Raw genomic sequence first — 17,351 nt, 5'->3', positions numbered from 1 at the left:
GCCTCCCCCGGCCCGATGCAGCAGACGCCGCCAGGACGGCCCGAGGCGCCGCCGCCGGAGCAACCGTCAGGGCCGGCACGACGACCCCGGCACCGCGAGGGAACCCCGCACGCCGGTTCACCCACCGCCCACTCCTTCTCCACCGGATGCCCACAAGCTTGACCTGGCTATGACAGAATCCGCCGACACCTCACGGCGCCACAGGAGTGTGATGGACGGTCGCATACCCGCAGGACCGCAGGTCTCGGCGGTCCGCACCTGGCTGCTCATCGCGGCCATGTCCGCTCTCGCCCGGCTTCCTCTGTTCGGCCCCGTTCTCCTGATCGTGGCCGCGGGGGTGGCCTGGGGGTTCTGGCAGTTGGCCGCACTGTCGGTCCTGTGGATGCTGCCGGCCCTGCGTCAGGTCCTCCTGCCCGACGCCCTGCCGGGCAGGGCGGTACAGCCGGACGACCAGCCGGAACTGGCGGCCCTGGTACGGGACGTGGCGGCGCGGACCGGATTCGGCGCTCCGCTGCTGGTGCGGATCCTCCCGGAGCCGGTGGCGCTCACGTGCCGCGTGAGGGTCACGGGGGGACACGCCTACGTACTGCTGCTCGGGCTGCCGCTGGTCCGGGCACTCTCGGCCACCCAACTGGCCGCGGTGATCGCGCACGAACTGGCCCACCAGCGCCACTTCGACGACCGTCGCTCCCGTGCCCTGCTCGCGGCACACGGTGCGCTCGCCGAACGCCTGGAGTGGCGCGTGCGGCCGCTGGCCCCCTTGGCCGTTCCCCTGCTGCGGGCGACCCGACCATCGTTCTGGCATGCGGAGTTGGCGGCCGACGCCGAGGCCGCTCGGGTGGTCGGCGGTACGGCGGTGCGCGAGGCCGTCGAGCAGGTCGCCGTGATCGAGACGGCTTTCGGCGGGATCGCGCAGGACTGGGTAGAGGACCTGGTCGAGGACGGCACGTACCCGGTGGACCTCTACGAGGCGTTCGACCTCGCGCTCCAGGACCCGCTGGTGCGGAACCGGGCCGTCCACGAGGACGCCGAGGACCAGGCCCTGGACGTCCACGCGGCGGCCGCCCACCCGGCGTCGGCCGTGCGGCTGGCCGCGCTGCCGCACTCCGGCAGTCATGCGGGGTACGGCTCGGCTCCGCTCGGCCTGCGGGACGCCGAGGCGGTCGCCCGGTGGTGCGTCGAACGCCTGGCCTGCGCGGACGAACCCGGTGGGACACTCCAGGAGGGCGGCGGCGTCCGGGGCAGCGCTCTGCGGCCCGAGGACCTGAAGCCCGTGCGCCTGCTCGAACTCGACCCCGACAGGTTCCGCCTCCCCGCCGACGGCGGCCCCGGCGCGGCCGCGCTGCGGGCCGCGACCGGGCAGTCCTCCCCCGTCCGGGCCCTGCACGCGGCGCTGGACGCCGTCGCCGCCGCCGACTGGTACCGCCTGGCCCGCCGGATCGACTCTCGACTCCGGTGGCGGCCGGCCGCCGTGCGCAAGGCGGTCGGCCGCCAGGTCCTGGCCGGTGCCATGGGAGCAACCCTGGCGCCGGTGCTGCTGGAGGCCGGCTGGTCCTACGCCGGCCGCTGGATGAGCACCGTGCTCAGGGCGCCGGACGGCGCGGTCGTCGACCTGTACGAGGTGCTCGTCACGGCCGTGGACGGCGGCGACCCGGCGCCCGTCCACGCCCTGCTGGAGAAGACCGGGACCCAGAAGGCGGAGAGAACATGAGACGCCCCGGCCCCGCCCTGCGCGTCGCCCTGCTGGGCGTGACGGCCACCCTGACCGGATTCGCCCTGCTCGCCGGCTGGCTGGGTTTCCACGCGTACGCCTACGACCAGGCTCGCGAGCGCGCCACGGCCCGCACCACCGGTGTGGTCGTCGAGGACGGTATCGGGCAGGACGAGGACATCCGGGTGCGCTGGAGGGACCGCACGGGCCGGGAACACGTGCAGCGCTTCGGAATCTACGACACCGACCGCTACGCCAAGGACCGTGACTTCGCCGTCGTCTACGACCCGGACGAGGCGAACCCGCGGGGCTTTCCCGGCGACCCGGAGGAGACGTCCGCCGAGGACGACCTGCTCGTCCCCATCCTGCTCGCCGGGATCGCGGCCGCCGTGCTGTGCTCGGTGTGGGCCCGGCGTGGGGTGCGGTTCCGGCGGGCGGCGCGGCGGCCGGGCCGCCCGATGACCGCGACGGTGCACTGCGGTCTCCGTCCCGTCTCCGCGCAGGCGCTGTCGGAGACGCTGTGGCTGGCGCTCACCGAGGCGGGCGGGAGCGACCGGCCGAAGGCCTGGCAGCGGATCATGTGGCATCCCGCCCTCGACGATCTCCGCGGCCCGGTCGAGGTGAGCGCCCATCACCGAGCGGGCTCGCGCGGGGCGGTGGTGGTGCGGCTGCCGGACGGCACCCGTCTTGTGCCGCTGGGGCGCCTGCGGCGCCGTGCGCCGCGGCGCGTGTTCCTGGACGAGTACGCGGCGGTCCGTACGACGCTGAAGGACTCCTTCACCCCGGTCGACACCGCGGCGCTCTCCGCGCGGCCCTGGTGGTGGACGGGTGCACAGGGGGCCGCCGGCGGACTCGTCATGGGCGGCGTGGCGGGGGCCTTCCTCATCGGCGGGACCGCGGTGGCCGCCGTGGGCATGGCGCTGTGCGCGGCCACCCTGCTCGCCGCACTGTGGGCGCTGAGCGCTCCGCTTCCCTGATCCGCACCGCCACCGGCGGCACGCACGACACCCGCGGCGGCCGCCTGGCACACCCGCCCCGTCCGGGGCGGGTCCGGGCAGCAGCTCGCCCCGCGGCCGGTGTGCGAGGGGGGGTCCGCGGGGCGAGGGTGTTGGGTGGACGCGTGGTTCAGCAGCCGAAGTTGACGAGCTTGAACGTGACGTAGTGGTCCGCGGTGTAGTAGTCCTCCCGGGTCTTCTGGCCGGTGACTATGCGTCGGGCGCCACGGTCGGAGGAGCCGGGGGTGACCACCGTGTATTCGTGGTAGTACCCGTTCGACTGCTGGGGCAGGACGCCTTCGCGGTTCTGGAAGACGACGCCGTCCTGGGAGTACGGGAACGGACCGCCCTTGTCGATCAGACGGAGCGTGTCGTACGCCTGGGAGGGCAGCGCGCTGTAGCAGATGCTGCCGACCGCGGTCGCGGCGGCGTCAGCCGGGGCGGCGGCGACGGTACCGCCGACGAGGAGGGCGGACAGGAGGGCGCCGGCGGCGCCGATGCGGGTGCTGCGTGGGGGGAATCTCATGCGCCCATCATGACGCGCGTAGACACGGACATGTCAATGACAGGTTCATGGAATTCACCGTCAAGTTCGGTGAATTCGCGGGACGTTAATCCAGGTACGAGCTCTGCCGGGGGCGGGCGGGGCGTGCCGGTCCGTGCGGCCGGCCCGCCCCGCGGGTACGGACGGTCAGCCGCCCAGTTCCTGGTGGCGGGCCGCCAGAGCGGCCGCGCCCTGCTCGGTCAGCGTGCCGAACAGGCGGAGCCGGGAGATGCCCCCGTCCGGGAAGATGTCCACGCGCGCGTGCGTGCCGACGGCCACCGCGGGCAGCACGAAGCGGTGGTTGGTGTCGGGCTGGAGCCGAGTGCGCGGCAGGATCTCCGTCCACTCGCCGTCCTCACCGTCCTTGACGGAGACCGACGCCCAACCCGCGCTGTTGCCCTTGAGGTAGGCGGTGTCGATCTCCAGGGCGCGGATCCCGGTGTGCCCGGCGAGGCGGTAGCTGATCCAGTCGTGGCCCCGGTCACGGCGGCGGCGGGTCTCCCAGCCGTCGTCCATCTTGCGGGAGCGGCCCGGCTGGATGGTGTTGGTGGCGGGCGAGTAGAAGAGGTTGGAGGCGTCCTCGACGCTGCCGCCGTTCTCCAGCGCCACCACGTCGAAGGTGCCGAGCGCGGCCAGCCACGCCGGGTCGGGCACGACCTCGCCGTACACCCGCAGGCGCGCGATGCCGCCGTCGGGGTGCTGCTTGAGACGCAGGTGCGTGAAGCGCTGCTCGGCGTTCACCTCGAAGCCGTTGGCCGCGTGGCCGCCGACCTCGGTGCGCGGGACGAGGGTCGTCCACTTGACGTCGCCGGCGAGGAGTTCCTCGGGCGTGGGGGCGCCGTCGACCGAGGTGCCCTCGACGGAGACGGCCTGCGGGTAGTTGCCGCGGAAGTGGGCGGTGTCCACGACGACGCCGCGGACGACGCCGGGCGCGCCGAGCCGGATCAGCGCCCAGTCGTGGTCGTCTTCGGTGGGCCAGGGGTGCTCGGCCGACACACCGCGCCGGCGACGGGTCTCCCAGCCGTCCATGACCTTGCCCTTGTGCCCGAAGTCCTCGGGGTCGAACTCGGCGCGCTCGGGCACCAGCAGGTTCTCGCGCTGGGCGAAGAACTCGTCGTTGGAAGCGATGACGCCCGCGCCGAGCCGACGGTCGGCCAGGTTGGCGTGCCTGGTGAAGGGAAGGTCGGTCGTACGGTAGTCGGCGTAGGGGTCGCCGCCGCCGTAGGGGTTCGCGTCGCCGGTGAAGCTCAGGGTCGCCGTCACGGTGATCAGTTCGTCCTTTCCAGGAGTCGGCCGGTGGGTTCGGTGAAGTGGTCCTCGAGCGCGGGGTCGTAGACGCGTTCGCCGCGCAGCCAGGTGGATTTCACGACGCCGCGCAGGGTCCTGCCCGCGTACGCGGTGATGCGGTTGCGGTGCTGGAGCGCGGCGGGGTCGACGGTGAAGGTCTCGTCGGTGGCCAGGACCGCGAAGTCCGCGTCCCTGCCGGACGCGATGGCGCCCTTGCGGTCCAGGCCGGCGAGGTGCGCGGTGCGTTCGGACATCCAGCGGACCACGTCCTCGATGCCGTGCCCGCGCCGGGACGCTTCGGTCCAGATGGCGGACAGGCTGAGCTGGAGCGAGGAGATGCCGCCCCAGGCGGTGGCGAAGTCGGGGGTCTTGAGGTCCACGGTGGACGGCGAGTGGTCGGTGACGACGCAGTCGATGGTGCCGTCGGCGAGCGCGGCCCAGAGCAGGTCCTGGTTGGCGGCCTCGCGGATCGGCGGGCAGCACTTGAACTCACTGGCCCCGTCGGGCACTTCCTCGGCGGTGAGGGTGAGGTAGTGCGGGCAGGTCTCGACGCTGAGGCGGACGCCCTCGCGCTTGGCGGCGGCGATCAGCGGCAGCGCGCCGGAGGAGGACAGGTGCAGGATGTGGACCCGCGCGCCGAGCCGGCCGGCCAGGGCGACGAGACCCTCGATGGCGCTGTCCTCGGAGACCTGGGGGCGGGTCCGGAGGAAGTCGGCGTACTTCGGGCCGCTCAACTGGGGGGCGATCCCGAGTTCGTGCGGATCCTCCGCGTGCACGATGAGCAGCCCACCGAAGCCCGCGATCTCCGCCATGGAGGCGCTCAGCTGATCGTGGTTCAGCTCGGGGAACTCGTCGACCCCGGACGGGGACAGGAAGCACTTGAAGCCGAAGACGCCCGCGTCGTGCAGAGGCCGCAGGTCCTTGACGTTGTCCGGGAGCGCGCCGCCCCAGAATCCGACGTCGATGTGCGCCTTGCTGCGGGCCACCTCCCGCTTGACACGCAGGTGTTCGACGGTGGTCGTCGGCGGCAGCGAGTTGAGGGGCATGTCGACGAGGGTGGTGATGCCTCCGGCGGCGGCCGCCCGGGTGGCGGTCCAGAAGCCCTCCCAGTCGCTGCGTCCGGGGTCGTTCACATGGACATGGGTGTCGACGAGGCCGGGCAGCAGCGCGTCGTCGCCGACGTCCTCCAGCCGCGCTCCCGCCGGCACCTCGGCGTCATGGGGCAGCACGGCCGCGATCCGGCCGTCGGCGACGGTGACGGACGCGGGGCGCACGCCCTCGGGGGTGACGACGCGTGTGGAGCGCAGTACGAGCTGTACGTCGGGCAACGGACGCCCCTCCTCTGGTGCTGTTCCTCTGTTCACTGTCGTTCACCTTCACTGTCGCCCACCCGCGAAATTCCGGAGAGCGGAAACGACTTTCCTGTATACGGAGTCTTCATGGCCGAACCTCGTGAGTCAAGACCTTCTTGGCGGAGCGGACCTGGCCTCCGGCGGCCCGCGCGGGTCATGCGCGACCCGCGTCGCGCGGCCTGCGTCAACGCGTGCGCGGGGGCCAGTTGACCATCCGCTTGGGCCGCGGCGGCGCGTAGGTGCGCACCTTGGAGGTGGACAGGCCCAGCCGGACGAGGGACTCGGCGATCGTCACGGCGGCGGTCACCCCGTCGACGACGGGGACCCCGGTGCGTTCGGCGACGCGCTCGGTGAGGCCGGACATGCCCCCGCAGCCGAGGCAGATCACCTCCGCCCGGTCCTCCTCCACCGCGCGGGCGGCCTGTTCGGCGATCGCCGCGACGGCGGCCTTCTCGTCCCGCTCCAGATCCAGTACGGCGAGCCCGCTGGCGCGCACGGAGGCACACCGGGCGCTCAGCCCCGCGACCTGGAGGCGTTCCTCGATCAGCGGGACCGTGCGGTCCAGGCTGGTGACGACGGAGTAGGTGCGGCCCAGGAACTGGGCGGTGCTCGCGGCGGCCTCGGTGATGTCGACGACGGGTACGTCGAGCAGTTCCTGAAGGCCCTCGCGGCCGTGCTCGCCGTATCCGGCCTGGATCACGGCGTCGAAGGGTTCGGGGTGGGCGCGGACGGTCTCCATCACGGCGACGGCCGCGAGGTAGCTCTCGTAGTTGCCCTCCACGGACTCCGCCCCGAAGGAGGGGGTCAGCGGGACGATCTCGGTGCCGGGTGACGCCGCAGCCGCCGCCTGCTCACCGATCGATTCGGTGATGGACCGGGTGGTGTTGACGTTCACGACGAGGATGCGCATGGTCGGCTTTCTGGTGGTTCCGCTGGGGTGGTTCCGCTGAGTGGCTCTGCTGAGTGGCTCTGCCGGGCGGCTCGTGCACGGCTGGTTCGCGGCTCATTCGGCGGCGACCGCGAGGGCCTCGCCGTCCACGTCCCGGATCAGGACATTGCGGTCGGCGATGGCCGCGTAGAGGGCGGCGGCGAGGATGGCACCGACGAACCAGGAGAAGCCGGCCACCGCGTGGAAGACGGGCACAAGGGCGAGGACGACGGCGATGGCCGCGGAGGGCACGAAGGCCCAGACGGCCCGCGGGTTGTAGCCGTGGCGGTAGTGGTACTCGCCCCGCGCGTCCTCGGTGTAGAGGTCCGGCACGTTGACCCGGGCCCTGCGCAGCAGCCAGTAGTCGGCCATGATCACGCCGAAGAGCGGCCCGAGCAGGGCGCCGAGCCCGCCGAGGAAGTACTCCACCGCGATCGGGTTGTTGTAGAGGTTCCACGGCGTGATCACCAGGCCGGCGATCGCGCTCACCAGGCCGGCCCGGCGGAAGTTCAGCCGACGCGGGAAGAGGTTGACCAGCGCGTAGATCGGTGCCACGAAGTTGGCCAGCAGGTTGACCGCGACGGTCAGGGCGATGAGGGCGAGCGAGGCCGCCGCCAGCAGGATCATGTTCGGGATGGTGCGGACGATGTCCGTGGGGCTGGTGATGATCTGCCCGTCGAGCTTGAACTGCGCTCCGCAGAGGACCGCCACGATGACGGCGAAGAAGAGCATGTTCACCGGGATGCCGATCACGTTGCCGCGGACGATCGAGGCGCGGCTCCTGGCCGACCGGGTGAAGTCGCAGAAGTTCAGGACGAAGGTCCCGTAGATCACCACCCACAGCGCGGCCGCCTGGAGGACGTGCAGCCACATCGCGCCGCCCACGAGCGGGTGGCCGTCGGACAGGGAGATCGAGCCGCCCGCCCGGAAGAACATCCAGACGGCCAGGGCGGACATGGTGATCAGGGTGGTGGGCGCGGCGAAGGCCATGTAGCGCCGGATCATCTGCATCCCGTAGCTCACGATGAGGACCTGGAGGAGCCACAGGGCGGTGAAGGTGAGCCAGCCGAGCAGGGTCTGGCCGAGCACGGAATGCGCCTGGAGGCGGCCGAGGCCGGGGAACATGGCCACCAGCAGCGCGCTCAGGACGGAGGAGGCGAGGTAGGTCTGGATGCCGAACCAGGCGATGGCGACGGCGCCGCGGACACCGGCCGGTATCTTCGCGCCCTTGATGCCGAACGCGATGCGGCTCATGACGGGGAAGGGGACGCCCGTCTTGTGCCCCATGAACCCGGACAGGGTGAGCAGGAGGAAGAGCAGAACGGAGGCGAGTGCGAAGGCGGCCAGGATGCCCCACACGTTCAGGCCGAGCGCGAACAGACCGATCGCGAAGGCGTAGTTTCCGAGGCTGTGCACATCATTGGCCCAGAGCGTGAAGACGTTGTAGGCGCCCCAACGGCGCCCTTCTTTCTTCGTGGGGGCGAGATCGTACGTGTACAGGCCGGAACTGGCGGTGTTGCCGGCATCCACGGACGATCGGTCATCCACAGCAGGAGGCATAGGGGGCTCCCGGGGAGGGAAAGGTGGGGAACGTTCGGTGTTTTCCACAGAACGGAAGTAAACTTCCGGTGGACAGAACGTAGTTTTCACCGAGAGCACCGTCAAGGGTTCGCCCGAAATGCAGACAAGGATATGGACAAACCCTTGCTGATCGCCAGGAACGGCCCATGACGGACCTCGGTGGGTATCCGACCGGGCCGGTAGCATGCGGCCACACCCGCAGAAAGGAATGCGACGTGCCGCCGTCAGACGAGCGCAAGTCCTCCGTCTCCGCCGGCCCCACTGCCACTGGTGGGGTCCAGTCCCTCGAGCGTGCCTTCGACCTGCTCGAGCGGATGGCGGACGCCGGGGGCGAGGTGGGTCTGAGCGAGCTCTCCGCCGCGAGCGGGCTGCCGCTGCCCACCATCCACCGGCTGATGCGGACCCTGGTCGCCTGCGGCTATGTGCGGCAGCAGCCGAACCGGCGGTACTCGCTCGGTCCCCGCCTCATCCGCCTCGGCGAGTCCGCCTCGCGGCTGCTCGGCACGTGGGCCCGGCCGTATCTGGCCCGGCTGGTGGAGGAGACGGGCGAGACGGCGAACATGGCGCTGCTGGACGGCGACGAGATCGTCTACGTGGCGCAGGTGCCGTCCAAGCACTCCATGCGGATGTTCACCGAGGTGGGCCGCAGGGTGCTGCCGCACTCCACGGGTGTCGGCAAGGCCCTGCTCGCGCACACGTCCGACAGCGAGGTGCGCGCGCTGCTGGCCCGCACCGGTATGCCGGCCGCCACGGACAGGACGATAACCACCCCGGAGGGGTTCCTGGCGGCGCTGGAGGAGGTGCGCCGGCTCGGCTATGCGGTCGACGACAACGAGCAGGAGGTCGGGGTCCGCTGCCTCGCGGTCACCGTCCCCGACAGCCCCACCGCGGCGGCGATCTCGATCTCCGGCCCGGCGGGCCGGGTCACGGACACGGCGACGGAACGGATCGTCCCGGTCCTCCAGCAGGTGGCGATCGAACTCTCCAAGGCCCTCGCCAGCTCGGGCCCGGCGGCCTGACGCCCGGCCGGGAGGGCCGGCCCCTGCCCCCGGCTGATCGACTCACGCGCGACCTCGGCCGGCCGGCTTCTCCGCCGGCCCGGTTCCCGCGCCGTCGGGCGGCCCCGCGTTCAGGTCCCTCCTCGCTCGCTCGGGCGACGTCCCGCGGCGCCGGGGAGGTCGGTGGCCGGAGGGGTCAGCCGTCCGTCCCTCATCTCCCGTACCGCGTCCACCGCGCCCAGGTGCGCGCGGTCGTGGGTGACGAGGACGGTCGCCGTGCCTCGGGCGCGGGTGAGGCCGGTCAGCAGGTCGAGGACGGCGGCGCCGCGTTCGTGGTCGAGGGCGCTGGTGGGCTCGTCGACCAGGAGGACGGAGGGCTCGTTCACCAGCGCACGGGCGATGTTGACGCGCTGGCGCTGACCGCCGGAGAGCTGGTGCGGACGCCGGTGCGCCAGGTCGGCGAGGCCCACGGCGGCCAGGAGTTCGCGGACCCGGCCCGCCGCCGCCCGGCGGCCGTCCAGACGGGCCATCACCTCCAGTTGCTCCGCGGCCGTCAGCGACGGCAGCAGGTTGGGCTGCTGGAAGACGATCCCGACGCCGCGGCGGCGCAGTACCGCCCGCTCCGCGGCGCTCAGCTCCCCGGTCGGCGTACCGTCCACGCACACGCGTCCGCTGTCCGGCGTGATCAGCGTGGCCGCGACCGCGAGCAGGCTGGACTTGCCCGAGCCGGACGGCCCGGCCACCGCCGTGACCGTGCCCGCGGGCACCTCCAGGCTCACCCGGTCCAGGGCGGTGAGCCTGCCGTCGCCGTCGGGATAGGTCAGGGTGATGTCGTCGAGGAGCAGACTCATCGCACGCCTCCCAGCGCGGTCAGCGGGTCGACGGCCGTGATCCGCCGGACGGAGAGGCCGGCGCCCAGCACGCCCAGGGCGGCCATCACCGCGGCGGGCAGCAGGACGGTCGGCGGATCGAGTACGAAAGGCACCGCGCCGCCGCGCACCAGCGCACCGGTCAGGGTCGCGAGCCCGGTGCCGAGCAGCGTCCCGGCGGCAAGCAGCACCGCGGCCTGTCCCAGCGCGTCGCGCAGCAGGTGGCCGGTGGAGGCCCCGAGCGCCTTCAGCACGGCGATGTCGGGGGACCGCTGGATCGTCCACACCGTGAAGAACGCCCCGACGACCAGCGCGGAGATGGCGAACAGGAAGCCGCGCATCAGTTGCAGCGAGCCGTTCTCTGCCTGGTAGGAGCCGATCGCGGTCAGCGCGTCCTCCTTGGCGAGGGTCTTCGTGCCGGCGGCCCGGTCCCCGGCCGGGACGTCGGCACCCTGTGTGCGCAGCACGATCACGGTCGCCCGGCCGCCGTCCCACGCCGTCCACACCACCGGCGTGTGGCTGTAGGAGGCACCGCCCGCGACGGCCGCCACGGTCCAGGTGGCGGGGCCGAGACGGACCCGGTCCCCGGCGGCGACGCCGAGCTCGGACGCCGCCTTGGCGGAGAGCACGGCCCGCCCGGGTGCCACGCCGTCCGGTGCGATGCCGGCCGCCGGACGGACCGCGAACACGGACACCGCCGCCGTACGGCTTCCGGCGGCCGCGTCGAGCGTGCGGATCGCGACCGGCTCCGCGTACGGGACACGCTCCGCCCACCGCCGGACGGCCTCCGGCGGCAGCGAGGAACCGGTGAACGACACCGGCCGGCCGCCGGGCGGCGCGGCGAAGGCGAGATGGTCGGCGGGCAGGCCCTCGACCGCCGAGACGTTCTCCTGGGCGAGCCCGGCGGTGAGCCCGGACAGCAGCCCCACGAGCAGGGTGATCAGTGTGACCACGGCTCCCATCAGGGCGAACCGCCCCTTGGCGAACCGCAGGTCTCTCCATGCGACGAACATGTCCTCCACCCTGCGCGGCGCCGCCCCCGCCGGGCATCGCGCCGGGGCACGGCTGTCGCGGATCGAAGGACGCACCCGCCTTTCGAACTTTCGGTTGACCGGTGTCCCGCCCGGTCCGCCTACCCTGGATCCGTCATGGACGTCCGCCCCCACTCCCCCGTCGTCGTCACCCTGCGCCTGTGTCTGTACGCACTGTTCGCCGGTCTCCTGGTGCTCGCCGCGGCCCGCGCGCACGGCCCGGCCACCGTGTCGGCGGCGCTGGGCACGGGCGCGGTGTTCGCCTGGGGGGTGCTGAGCCCGGCCACCCACCGGTCCCGGGGCGCGGCCGCGGTGTGGCTGGCAACGCTCTGCGCGGCCTGGCTGGTGCTGCTCGCGCTCTCCCCGGAAGCCCTGTGGGCGGCCTTCCCCCTGTACTTCCTCCAGCTGCACCTGCTGCCGGTGCGCTGGAGCCTGCCCGCGGTCGGGGCGACCGCGGGCGCGGCCATCGCCGGTTTCCTCGGACACGGGGAGCGGCTCACCGCCGGCGCCTTCATCGGCCCGCTGCTCGGCGCGGGGGTGGCCGTCGCCACGGTCCTCGGCTACGAGGCCCTGTACCGGGAGAGCGAGCGGCGCCGTGCGCTGATCGAGGAGCTGGTGGCCACCCGCGCCGAACTGGCCGACGCCGAGCGCACCGCCGGCACGCTCGCCGAGCGGGAGCGGCTGGCCCGGGAGATCCACGACACGCTCGCCCAGGGCCTGTCCAGCATCCAGCTGCTGCTGCGTGCCGCCCAGCGCGCGCTGCCCGACGGCTCCACGGACGCCGCCGCGCACATCGAGCAGGCCCGCGCGACCGCGCAGGACAACCTCGCCGAGGCCCGCCGCTTCGTGCACGCGCTGACCCCGCCGGACCTGGAACGCGGCTCGCTGTCCGGAGCCCTGGAACGGCTGTGCTCGAGCGCGGCCGCCCCGCCCGAGGTCCGTTTCACGGTGAGCGGCACTCCGGCCGAGCTGCCCACCCCGTACGAGGTGGCGCTCCTCAGGATCGCCCAGTCGGCGCTCGGCAACACCGTGCGGCACGCCCGCGCCCGCCGCGCTGAGATCACCCTGAGCTTCATGGACACGGCGGTGGCGTTGGACGTCGTCGACGACGGTTCCGGTTTCGATCCCGGCGCCGAGCACACCGCCGCGCGGAACGGCCGGGCGGTGGACGGCGGCTTCGGACTGCCCGCGATGCGCTCGCGGGCCGAGGCGCTGGGCGGGACGTTCGCCGTGGAGTCGGCGCCCGGCCAGGGCGCCGCGGTGGCGGTCACGCTGCCGTACCCGGACTCCGGGGGCGGCGCATGACGATCCGGCTGCTGCTGGCGGACGACCATCCCGTGGTCCGCGCGGGCCTGAAGGCGGTGCTGTCCACCGAGCCCGACTTCGAGATCGTCGGGGAGGCGCCGACCGCGGAGCGCGCCGTGGAGCTGGCCGCGGCGGGCGGTGTGGACGTGGTGCTGATGGATCTGCAGTTCGGCACCGGGGGCGCGCACGGCGCGGAGGCGACGGCGGCGATCACCGCCCGGCCCGGCGCCCCGCGCGTCCTGGTGCTGACCACGTACGACACCGACGCGGACATCCTCGCCGCGGTGGAGGCCGGCGCGGCGGGCTACCTCCTGAAGGACGCGCCGCCCCAGGAGCTGGCCGCCGCGGTGCGCACCGCCGCCTCCGGCCGCTCGGCCCTCGCCCCCGCGGTCGCCCACCGTCTGATGGACCGCATGCGCACGCCCGCGGCCGCGCTCAGCCGCCGCGAGCTGGAGGTGCTGGAACTGGTCCGCGACGGCCTGTCCAACCTTCAGATCAGCAAGCGCCTGTTCCTGAGCCAGGCCACGGTGAAGTCCCATCTGGTGCACATCTACGCCAAGTTGGGCGTGGAGTCCCGTACCGCGGCGGTGGCGGCGGCGACCGGGCAGGGCCTCATCCGGCGCCTGAGACCGTGACGGGGCACGAACGAGCCCGGGCCCGGCGCGGGTACACGCTCGGACGGGGCCGGGCGCCGCGGACACCGGTCCTGCGGGCTTGGGCACCGACCGTGGCTGACGGGCTCGTCAACCGCGGGGCGGCTCCGCGAACAGGTCCACCGCCGCACGCACCTGGGACAGTCCGCGCGCCAGGGCGCTGACCGAGCCGATGGCTCCGGCGATCAGCAGCAGGGAGCGGCGCAGCCGCGGGATCTCGGGAGTGCCGTGGGCGGCCATCGCGGCGAGCGCGGCCAGTTCGTCCTCGGCGATGGCGCGGTCGGAGAACTCCGCGGGATGCGCGGCGAGTTCGCGGCGCAGCCGAGCCACGGCGGTCCGCAGCTCCGTCACCCTGGGGTCCTCTTTGCCGCCGGTCGCCGGCCGTCGGTCCAAGCTCCGCAACACAGCCCCTCCCCCTCGCACGCCGTTGTGCGCCATCCCCTCCGTGGTCCCGGCGGACATCCCTGTCGAGCGGGTAGGGCGCCGGGGGACGCCGATCAGTAAACGCCACGCGGACCGGGGTGCGCCACAGCGGGGACCGAAATTCAGCCCCCGCACACGGGCGCGACCGAAGGGGTGGTCGGGTATGCAGGACCCATGACACGCGCAGAGGGCGAGATCGCGGGACTGGTGCTGGCGGCCGGTGGCGGGCGGCGGCTCGGCGGACGGCCCAAGGCGCTGCTCACGCACCGGGGGCGGCCACTGGTGGAGCACGCGGTCGGGATCCTGCGGGCGGCCGGGTGCGCGCGCGTCCACGTGGTCCTGGGCGCGCGGTCGGCCGAGGTGCGGCAGCGGGCGGCGCTGGCCGGCTGTGTGCTCGTGGACAACCCGCGCTGGGAGCAGGGCATGGGCTCCTCGCTGCGCGCCGGACTCGACTCCCTGTCCGGTACGGGGGCCCGGGCGGCCCTGGTCCTGCTCGTGGACCAGCCCGGCGTGAGCGCCGAGGCGGTGGCCCGGGTGCGGGCCGCGTACCGGGACGAGGACTCGCTGGTCTCGGCGGCGTACGACGGGGTGCGCGGCCATCCGGTGCTGCTCGGGGCGGCCCACTGGGACGGCGTCGCGGCGAGTGCGACCGGCGACCGGGGGGCACGTGCCTATCTGAGGGCGCACGAGGGATCGATCGTCCTCGTCGAGTGCGGGGACGTGGCGCGGGCGTACGACATCGACACCGAGGCCGATCTGGGCCACCTTGAGTGAGGGGGATGGCACCGAGCGCCACCTTCCCTCGACCCGAAGAATCTCGACGTCAACACATCTTGAACTTCCACCATGAGGAAACTACTATCCACATTTCAGAAGCTCCCGCCTGCCCCGCGGGTGCGATATGCCGCATTGATCGCTCTTGGCACCCGGTGCCGCGGCATGGTGGCACCGAACACGTGGTTCGCTGAAGAAGCTCCCCCGAAGGAAGTGACAGCTCATGCCCGCACCAGCGCCGTCCCCGCTGGCCATCGTCGACGCCGAGCCCCTGCCCCGGCAGGACGAGGTCCTCTCCGACGCGGCGCTCGCCTTCGTGGCCGAGCTGCACCGGCGGTTCACGCCGCGCCGCGACGAACTCCTCGCCCACCGGGCGCGGCGCCGCGCCGAGATCGCCCGCACCTCCACGCTCGACTTCCTCCCGGAGACGGCCGCGATCCGCGCGGACGACTCCTGGAAGGTCGCCCCGGCCCCCGCCGCCCTGAACGACCGCCGGGTCGAGATCACCGGTCCCACCGACCGCAAGATGACCATCAACGCGCTCAACTCGGGCGCGCGGGTCTGGCTCGCCGACTTCGAGGACGCCTCCGCCCCCACCTGGGAGAACGTCGTCCTCGGCCAGCTCAACCTGATCGACGCCTACACCCGGAACATCGACTTCACGGACCCCGGCTCCGGCAAGTCCTACGCGCTGCGCCCGAACGAGGAACTGGCCACGGTCGTCATGCGGCCGCGCGGCTGGCACCTGGACGAGCGCCACCTCGTCGACGCGGACGGCACGCAGGTGCCCGGCGCCCTCGTCGACTTCGGCCTGTACTTCTTCCACAACGCCCAGCGCCTGCTCGACCTCGGCAAGGGCCCGTACTTCTACCTCCCGAAGACGGAGTCGCACCTGGAGGCGCGACTGTGGAACGACGTGTTCGTCTTCGCCCAGGACTACGTCGGCGTCCCGCAGGGCACCGTGCGCGCCACCGTCCTGATCGAGACGATCACGGCCGCGTACGAGATGGAGGAGATCCTCTACGAACTGCGCGACCACGCCTCCGGCCTGAACGCGGGCCGCTGGGACTACCTGTTCTCCATCGTCAAGAACTTCCGTGACGGCGGGCCCCGGTTCGTCCTGCCGGACCGCAACGCGGTCACGATGACGGCCCCGTTCATGCGCGCCTACACCGAACTCCTCGTGCGCACCTGCCACCGGCGCGGCGCGCACGCGATCGGCGGCATGGCGGCCTTCATCCCGTCCCGCCGGGACGCCGAGGTCAACAAGGTGGCCTTCGAGAAGGTCCGCGCCGACAAGGACCGCGAGGCCGGCGACGGCTTCGACGGCTCCTGGGTGGCCCACCCCGACCTGGTGCCGATCTGCCGGGAGTCCTTCGACAAGGTCCTCGGCGACAGGCCGAACCAGAAGGACCGGCTGCGCGAGGACGTGCACGTGGAGGCGGCCGACCTGATCGCGGTCGACTCGCTCGACGCGAAGCCGACGTACGCGGGCCTGGTCAACGCCGTGCAGGTCGGCATCCGTTACATCGAGGCCTGGCTGCGCGGACTGGGCGCGGTCGCGATCTTCAACCTGATGGAGGACGCCGCCACCGCGGAGATCTCCCGCTCGCAGATCTGGCAGTGGATCAACGCGGGCGTGGAGTTCGAGAACGGCGAGAAGGTCACGCCGGAGCTGGCCCGCGAGATCGCCGCCGAGGAACTGGAGAACATCCGCAAGGAGATCGGCGACGAGGCCTTCGCCGCCGGTCACTGGCAGCAGGCCCACGACCTGCTGCTCCAGGTCTCCCTCGACGAGGACTACGCCGACTTCCTGACCCTGCCGGCGTACCAGCAGCTCAGGGGCTGACGACCACACCGCGCGCAGCGGCCCCGGAACGCTCCGGGGCCGCTCGCCGTCGTGCCCCGGCTCATGTGCACGGAGCTCGTCCCAGGCGCACGGAGCTCACCGGTCACCCCAGGTGCACGGACCAGTCCTGGGACGCGGCCGGTCTGCCGTGCAGGTCGGGGACGTGCTTGAGCCAGTCCGGCCGGCCCGCCCGGGTCCGCGCGACCCGCCGGGACTCCTCCGCCGCGAGTTCCTCGCGGGTGGGAAAGCCGGTGGGCAGCCAGTCCGCGGAGGCCTCGACGCGGGCGGCGAGGTAGTCGACGTAGGCGTGCCGGGCCTCGTCCGGGCCGGCGAAGCCGGGCTCGTCGGCGAGCCAGGCGTCCGGCACCTCGTCGAGGACGGACCGCAGCAGCTCGCGGGTCACCCTGGGGGCCAGTTCGGCGTCGGCGGCCCGCACGTCCGGTGCGTACCGGCCGAGGGCGTGGTGGCGGAAGTCGTAGGCCTTTTCCGGTGTGGACGCGTCCCAGCGGTGGTGGAAGACCAGGGCCGCGCCGTGGTCGATGAGCCACAGGCGGGGCGGCGCGGTGCCGAAGGTCGGCCAGACCATCAGGTTCGAGCTGTGCACGGTGCGGTCCACGTTCACGGTCAGCGCGTCCAGCCAGACGATCCGGCCCGCCTCCACGGGGTCCACCGGGAAGTGCTCGGCGACCTCGGGGGTGAAGTCGGCGGCGCCCGGCAGGAAGTCCATGCCGAGGTTCACGCCCGGGCTCGCGTCGAGCAGGTCGCGCACCTCCTGGTGGGGTTCGTGCGCGGCGAGCGCGGGGTCGAAGTGCACGAGGACCAGCTCGGGGAAGCGCAGCCCGAGGGCGCGCGCCAGCTCCCCCACGATCACCTCGGCGACCAGCGCCTTGCGGCCCTGCGCGGAACCGGTGAACTTCACCACGTACGTGCCCAGGTCGTCGGCCTCAACGACTGCGGGCACGGAACCACCGGTCCGCAGGGGCGCGACATAGCGGGTTGCGGCGACCTCTCTCAACATTTCCGAAGGCCCCGCAACTCTTTTACCTTGCAT

16 protein-coding genes are annotated in these 17,351 nt (G+C 72.8%); 7 read left to right on the top strand and 9 right to left on the bottom strand.

Annotated features, from left to right (window positions below):
• Positions 1 to 211: 211 nt before the first annotated feature.
• Entirely contained in the window at positions 212 to 1,711 is a 1,500-nt protein-coding gene (locus ACIHCX_RS07055) for a M48 family metallopeptidase (protein WP_400027398.1), read from the top strand.
• A complete protein-coding gene (locus ACIHCX_RS07050; protein WP_400027396.1) occupies positions 1,708 to 2,688 on the top strand; it encodes a hypothetical protein in 981 nt (326 codons plus the stop codon). The genes ACIHCX_RS07055 and ACIHCX_RS07050 overlap by 4 nt, the downstream gene beginning before the upstream one ends.
• Positions 2,689 to 2,836: 148 nt before the next feature.
• On the opposite strand, the gene ACIHCX_RS07045 is transcribed toward ACIHCX_RS07050, so the two are convergent.
• The 5 genes from ACIHCX_RS07045 to ACIHCX_RS07025 all read right to left on the bottom strand — a co-directional run bounded on the left by ACIHCX_RS07045 (position 2,837) and on the right by ACIHCX_RS07025 (position 8,377).
• Complete coding sequence (locus ACIHCX_RS07045) at positions 2,837 to 3,232, bottom strand: ribonuclease domain-containing protein (RefSeq protein ID WP_400027394.1); 396 nt, start codon at positions 3,230 to 3,232, stop codon at positions 2,837 to 2,839.
• Positions 3,233 to 3,397: 165 nt separating this feature from the next.
• Positions 3,398 to 4,513, bottom strand: coding sequence for an allantoicase (gene alc, locus ACIHCX_RS07040; protein ID WP_400027392.1), 1,116 nt, complete (start codon positions 4,511 to 4,513; stop codon positions 3,398 to 3,400).
• Positions 4,514 to 4,518: 5 nt separating this feature from the next.
• Positions 4,519 to 5,865: an allantoinase AllB gene (gene allB, locus ACIHCX_RS07035; RefSeq protein ID WP_400027390.1), complete on the bottom strand. Its 1,347-nt coding sequence runs from the start codon at positions 5,863 to 5,865 to the stop codon at positions 4,519 to 4,521.
• Between the two features lie 208 nt (positions 5,866 to 6,073).
• Positions 6,074 to 6,799, bottom strand: coding sequence for an aspartate/glutamate racemase family protein (locus tag ACIHCX_RS07030; protein WP_400027388.1), 726 nt, complete (start codon positions 6,797 to 6,799; stop codon positions 6,074 to 6,076).
• Positions 6,800 to 6,892: 93 nt separating this feature from the next.
• Entirely contained in the window at positions 6,893 to 8,377 is a 1,485-nt protein-coding gene (locus tag ACIHCX_RS07025) for an NCS1 family nucleobase:cation symporter-1 (protein WP_400027386.1), read from the bottom strand.
• Positions 8,378 to 8,613: 236 nt separating this feature from the next.
• Between ACIHCX_RS07025 and ACIHCX_RS07020 the strand changes: the two genes are divergently transcribed.
• A complete protein-coding gene (locus ACIHCX_RS07020) occupies positions 8,614 to 9,417 on the top strand; it encodes an IclR family transcriptional regulator (RefSeq protein ID WP_400027385.1) in 804 nt (267 codons plus the stop codon).
• 110 nt (positions 9,418 to 9,527) lie between these two features.
• Here the strand turns inward: ACIHCX_RS07020 and ACIHCX_RS07015 are convergent, their stop codons facing one another.
• Both ACIHCX_RS07015 and ACIHCX_RS07010 read right to left on the bottom strand, forming a co-directional pair.
• Positions 9,528 to 10,247 carry an ABC transporter ATP-binding protein gene (locus ACIHCX_RS07015; protein WP_400027383.1) on the bottom strand — a complete coding sequence of 240 codons (720 nt, stop codon included), beginning with the start codon at positions 10,245 to 10,247 and terminating at the stop codon, positions 9,528 to 9,530.
• Positions 10,244 to 11,278 (bottom strand): ABC transporter permease, encoded by a 1,035-nt coding sequence (locus tag ACIHCX_RS07010; RefSeq protein WP_400027381.1) that lies wholly within the window; start codon positions 11,276 to 11,278, stop codon positions 10,244 to 10,246. The genes ACIHCX_RS07015 and ACIHCX_RS07010 overlap by 4 nt, the downstream gene beginning before the upstream one ends.
• Positions 11,279 to 11,413: 135 nt before the next feature.
• On the opposite strand from ACIHCX_RS07010, the gene ACIHCX_RS07005 reads away from it, so the two are divergent.
• Both ACIHCX_RS07005 and ACIHCX_RS07000 read left to right on the top strand, forming a co-directional pair.
• Positions 11,414 to 12,601 carry a sensor histidine kinase gene (locus ACIHCX_RS07005; RefSeq protein WP_400027379.1) on the top strand — a complete coding sequence of 396 codons (1,188 nt, stop codon included), beginning with the start codon at positions 11,414 to 11,416 and terminating at the stop codon, positions 12,599 to 12,601.
• On the top strand, positions 12,598 to 13,236 hold the full coding sequence (locus ACIHCX_RS07000; RefSeq protein ID WP_400027377.1) for a response regulator: 639 nt from the start codon (positions 12,598 to 12,600) through the stop codon (positions 13,234 to 13,236). Before ACIHCX_RS07005 ends, ACIHCX_RS07000 begins: the two co-directional genes overlap by 4 nt.
• Before the next feature lie 108 nt (positions 13,237 to 13,344).
• Here the strand turns inward: ACIHCX_RS07000 and ACIHCX_RS06995 are convergent, their stop codons facing one another.
• The gene (locus ACIHCX_RS06995; RefSeq protein WP_400027375.1) at positions 13,345 to 13,659 is read right to left on the bottom strand and encodes a DUF5955 family protein; all 315 of its coding nucleotides are present in this window, start codon (positions 13,657 to 13,659) and stop codon (positions 13,345 to 13,347) included.
• A gap of 192 nt (positions 13,660 to 13,851) precedes the next feature.
• Here ACIHCX_RS06995 and ACIHCX_RS06990 point away from each other — a divergent pair, with 192 nt between their 5' ends.
• Together ACIHCX_RS06990 and aceB are read left to right on the top strand one after the other, a co-directional pair.
• The gene (locus tag ACIHCX_RS06990; RefSeq protein WP_400027373.1) at positions 13,852 to 14,451 is read left to right on the top strand and encodes an NTP transferase domain-containing protein; all 600 of its coding nucleotides are present in this window, start codon (positions 13,852 to 13,854) and stop codon (positions 14,449 to 14,451) included.
• Between the two features lie 223 nt (positions 14,452 to 14,674).
• Positions 14,675 to 16,300 (top strand): malate synthase A, encoded by a 1,626-nt coding sequence (gene aceB / locus ACIHCX_RS06985; RefSeq protein WP_400027371.1) that lies wholly within the window; start codon positions 14,675 to 14,677, stop codon positions 16,298 to 16,300.
• Between the two features lie 103 nt (positions 16,301 to 16,403).
• Here the strand turns inward: aceB and ACIHCX_RS06980 are convergent, their stop codons facing one another.
• Complete coding sequence (locus ACIHCX_RS06980; RefSeq protein ID WP_400027369.1) at positions 16,404 to 17,318, bottom strand: HipA family kinase; 915 nt, start codon at positions 17,316 to 17,318, stop codon at positions 16,404 to 16,406.
• Positions 17,319 to 17,351 lie beyond the last annotated feature (33 nt).

It is taken from the genome of Streptomyces sp. NPDC052043, from assembly GCF_044548235.1.
GTDB lineage: Bacteria > Actinomycetota > Actinomycetes > Streptomycetales > Streptomycetaceae > Streptomyces.
The sequence above is the reverse complement of the archived record's forward strand: the minus strand, read 5'-3'. Positions and strand labels throughout refer to the sequence as shown.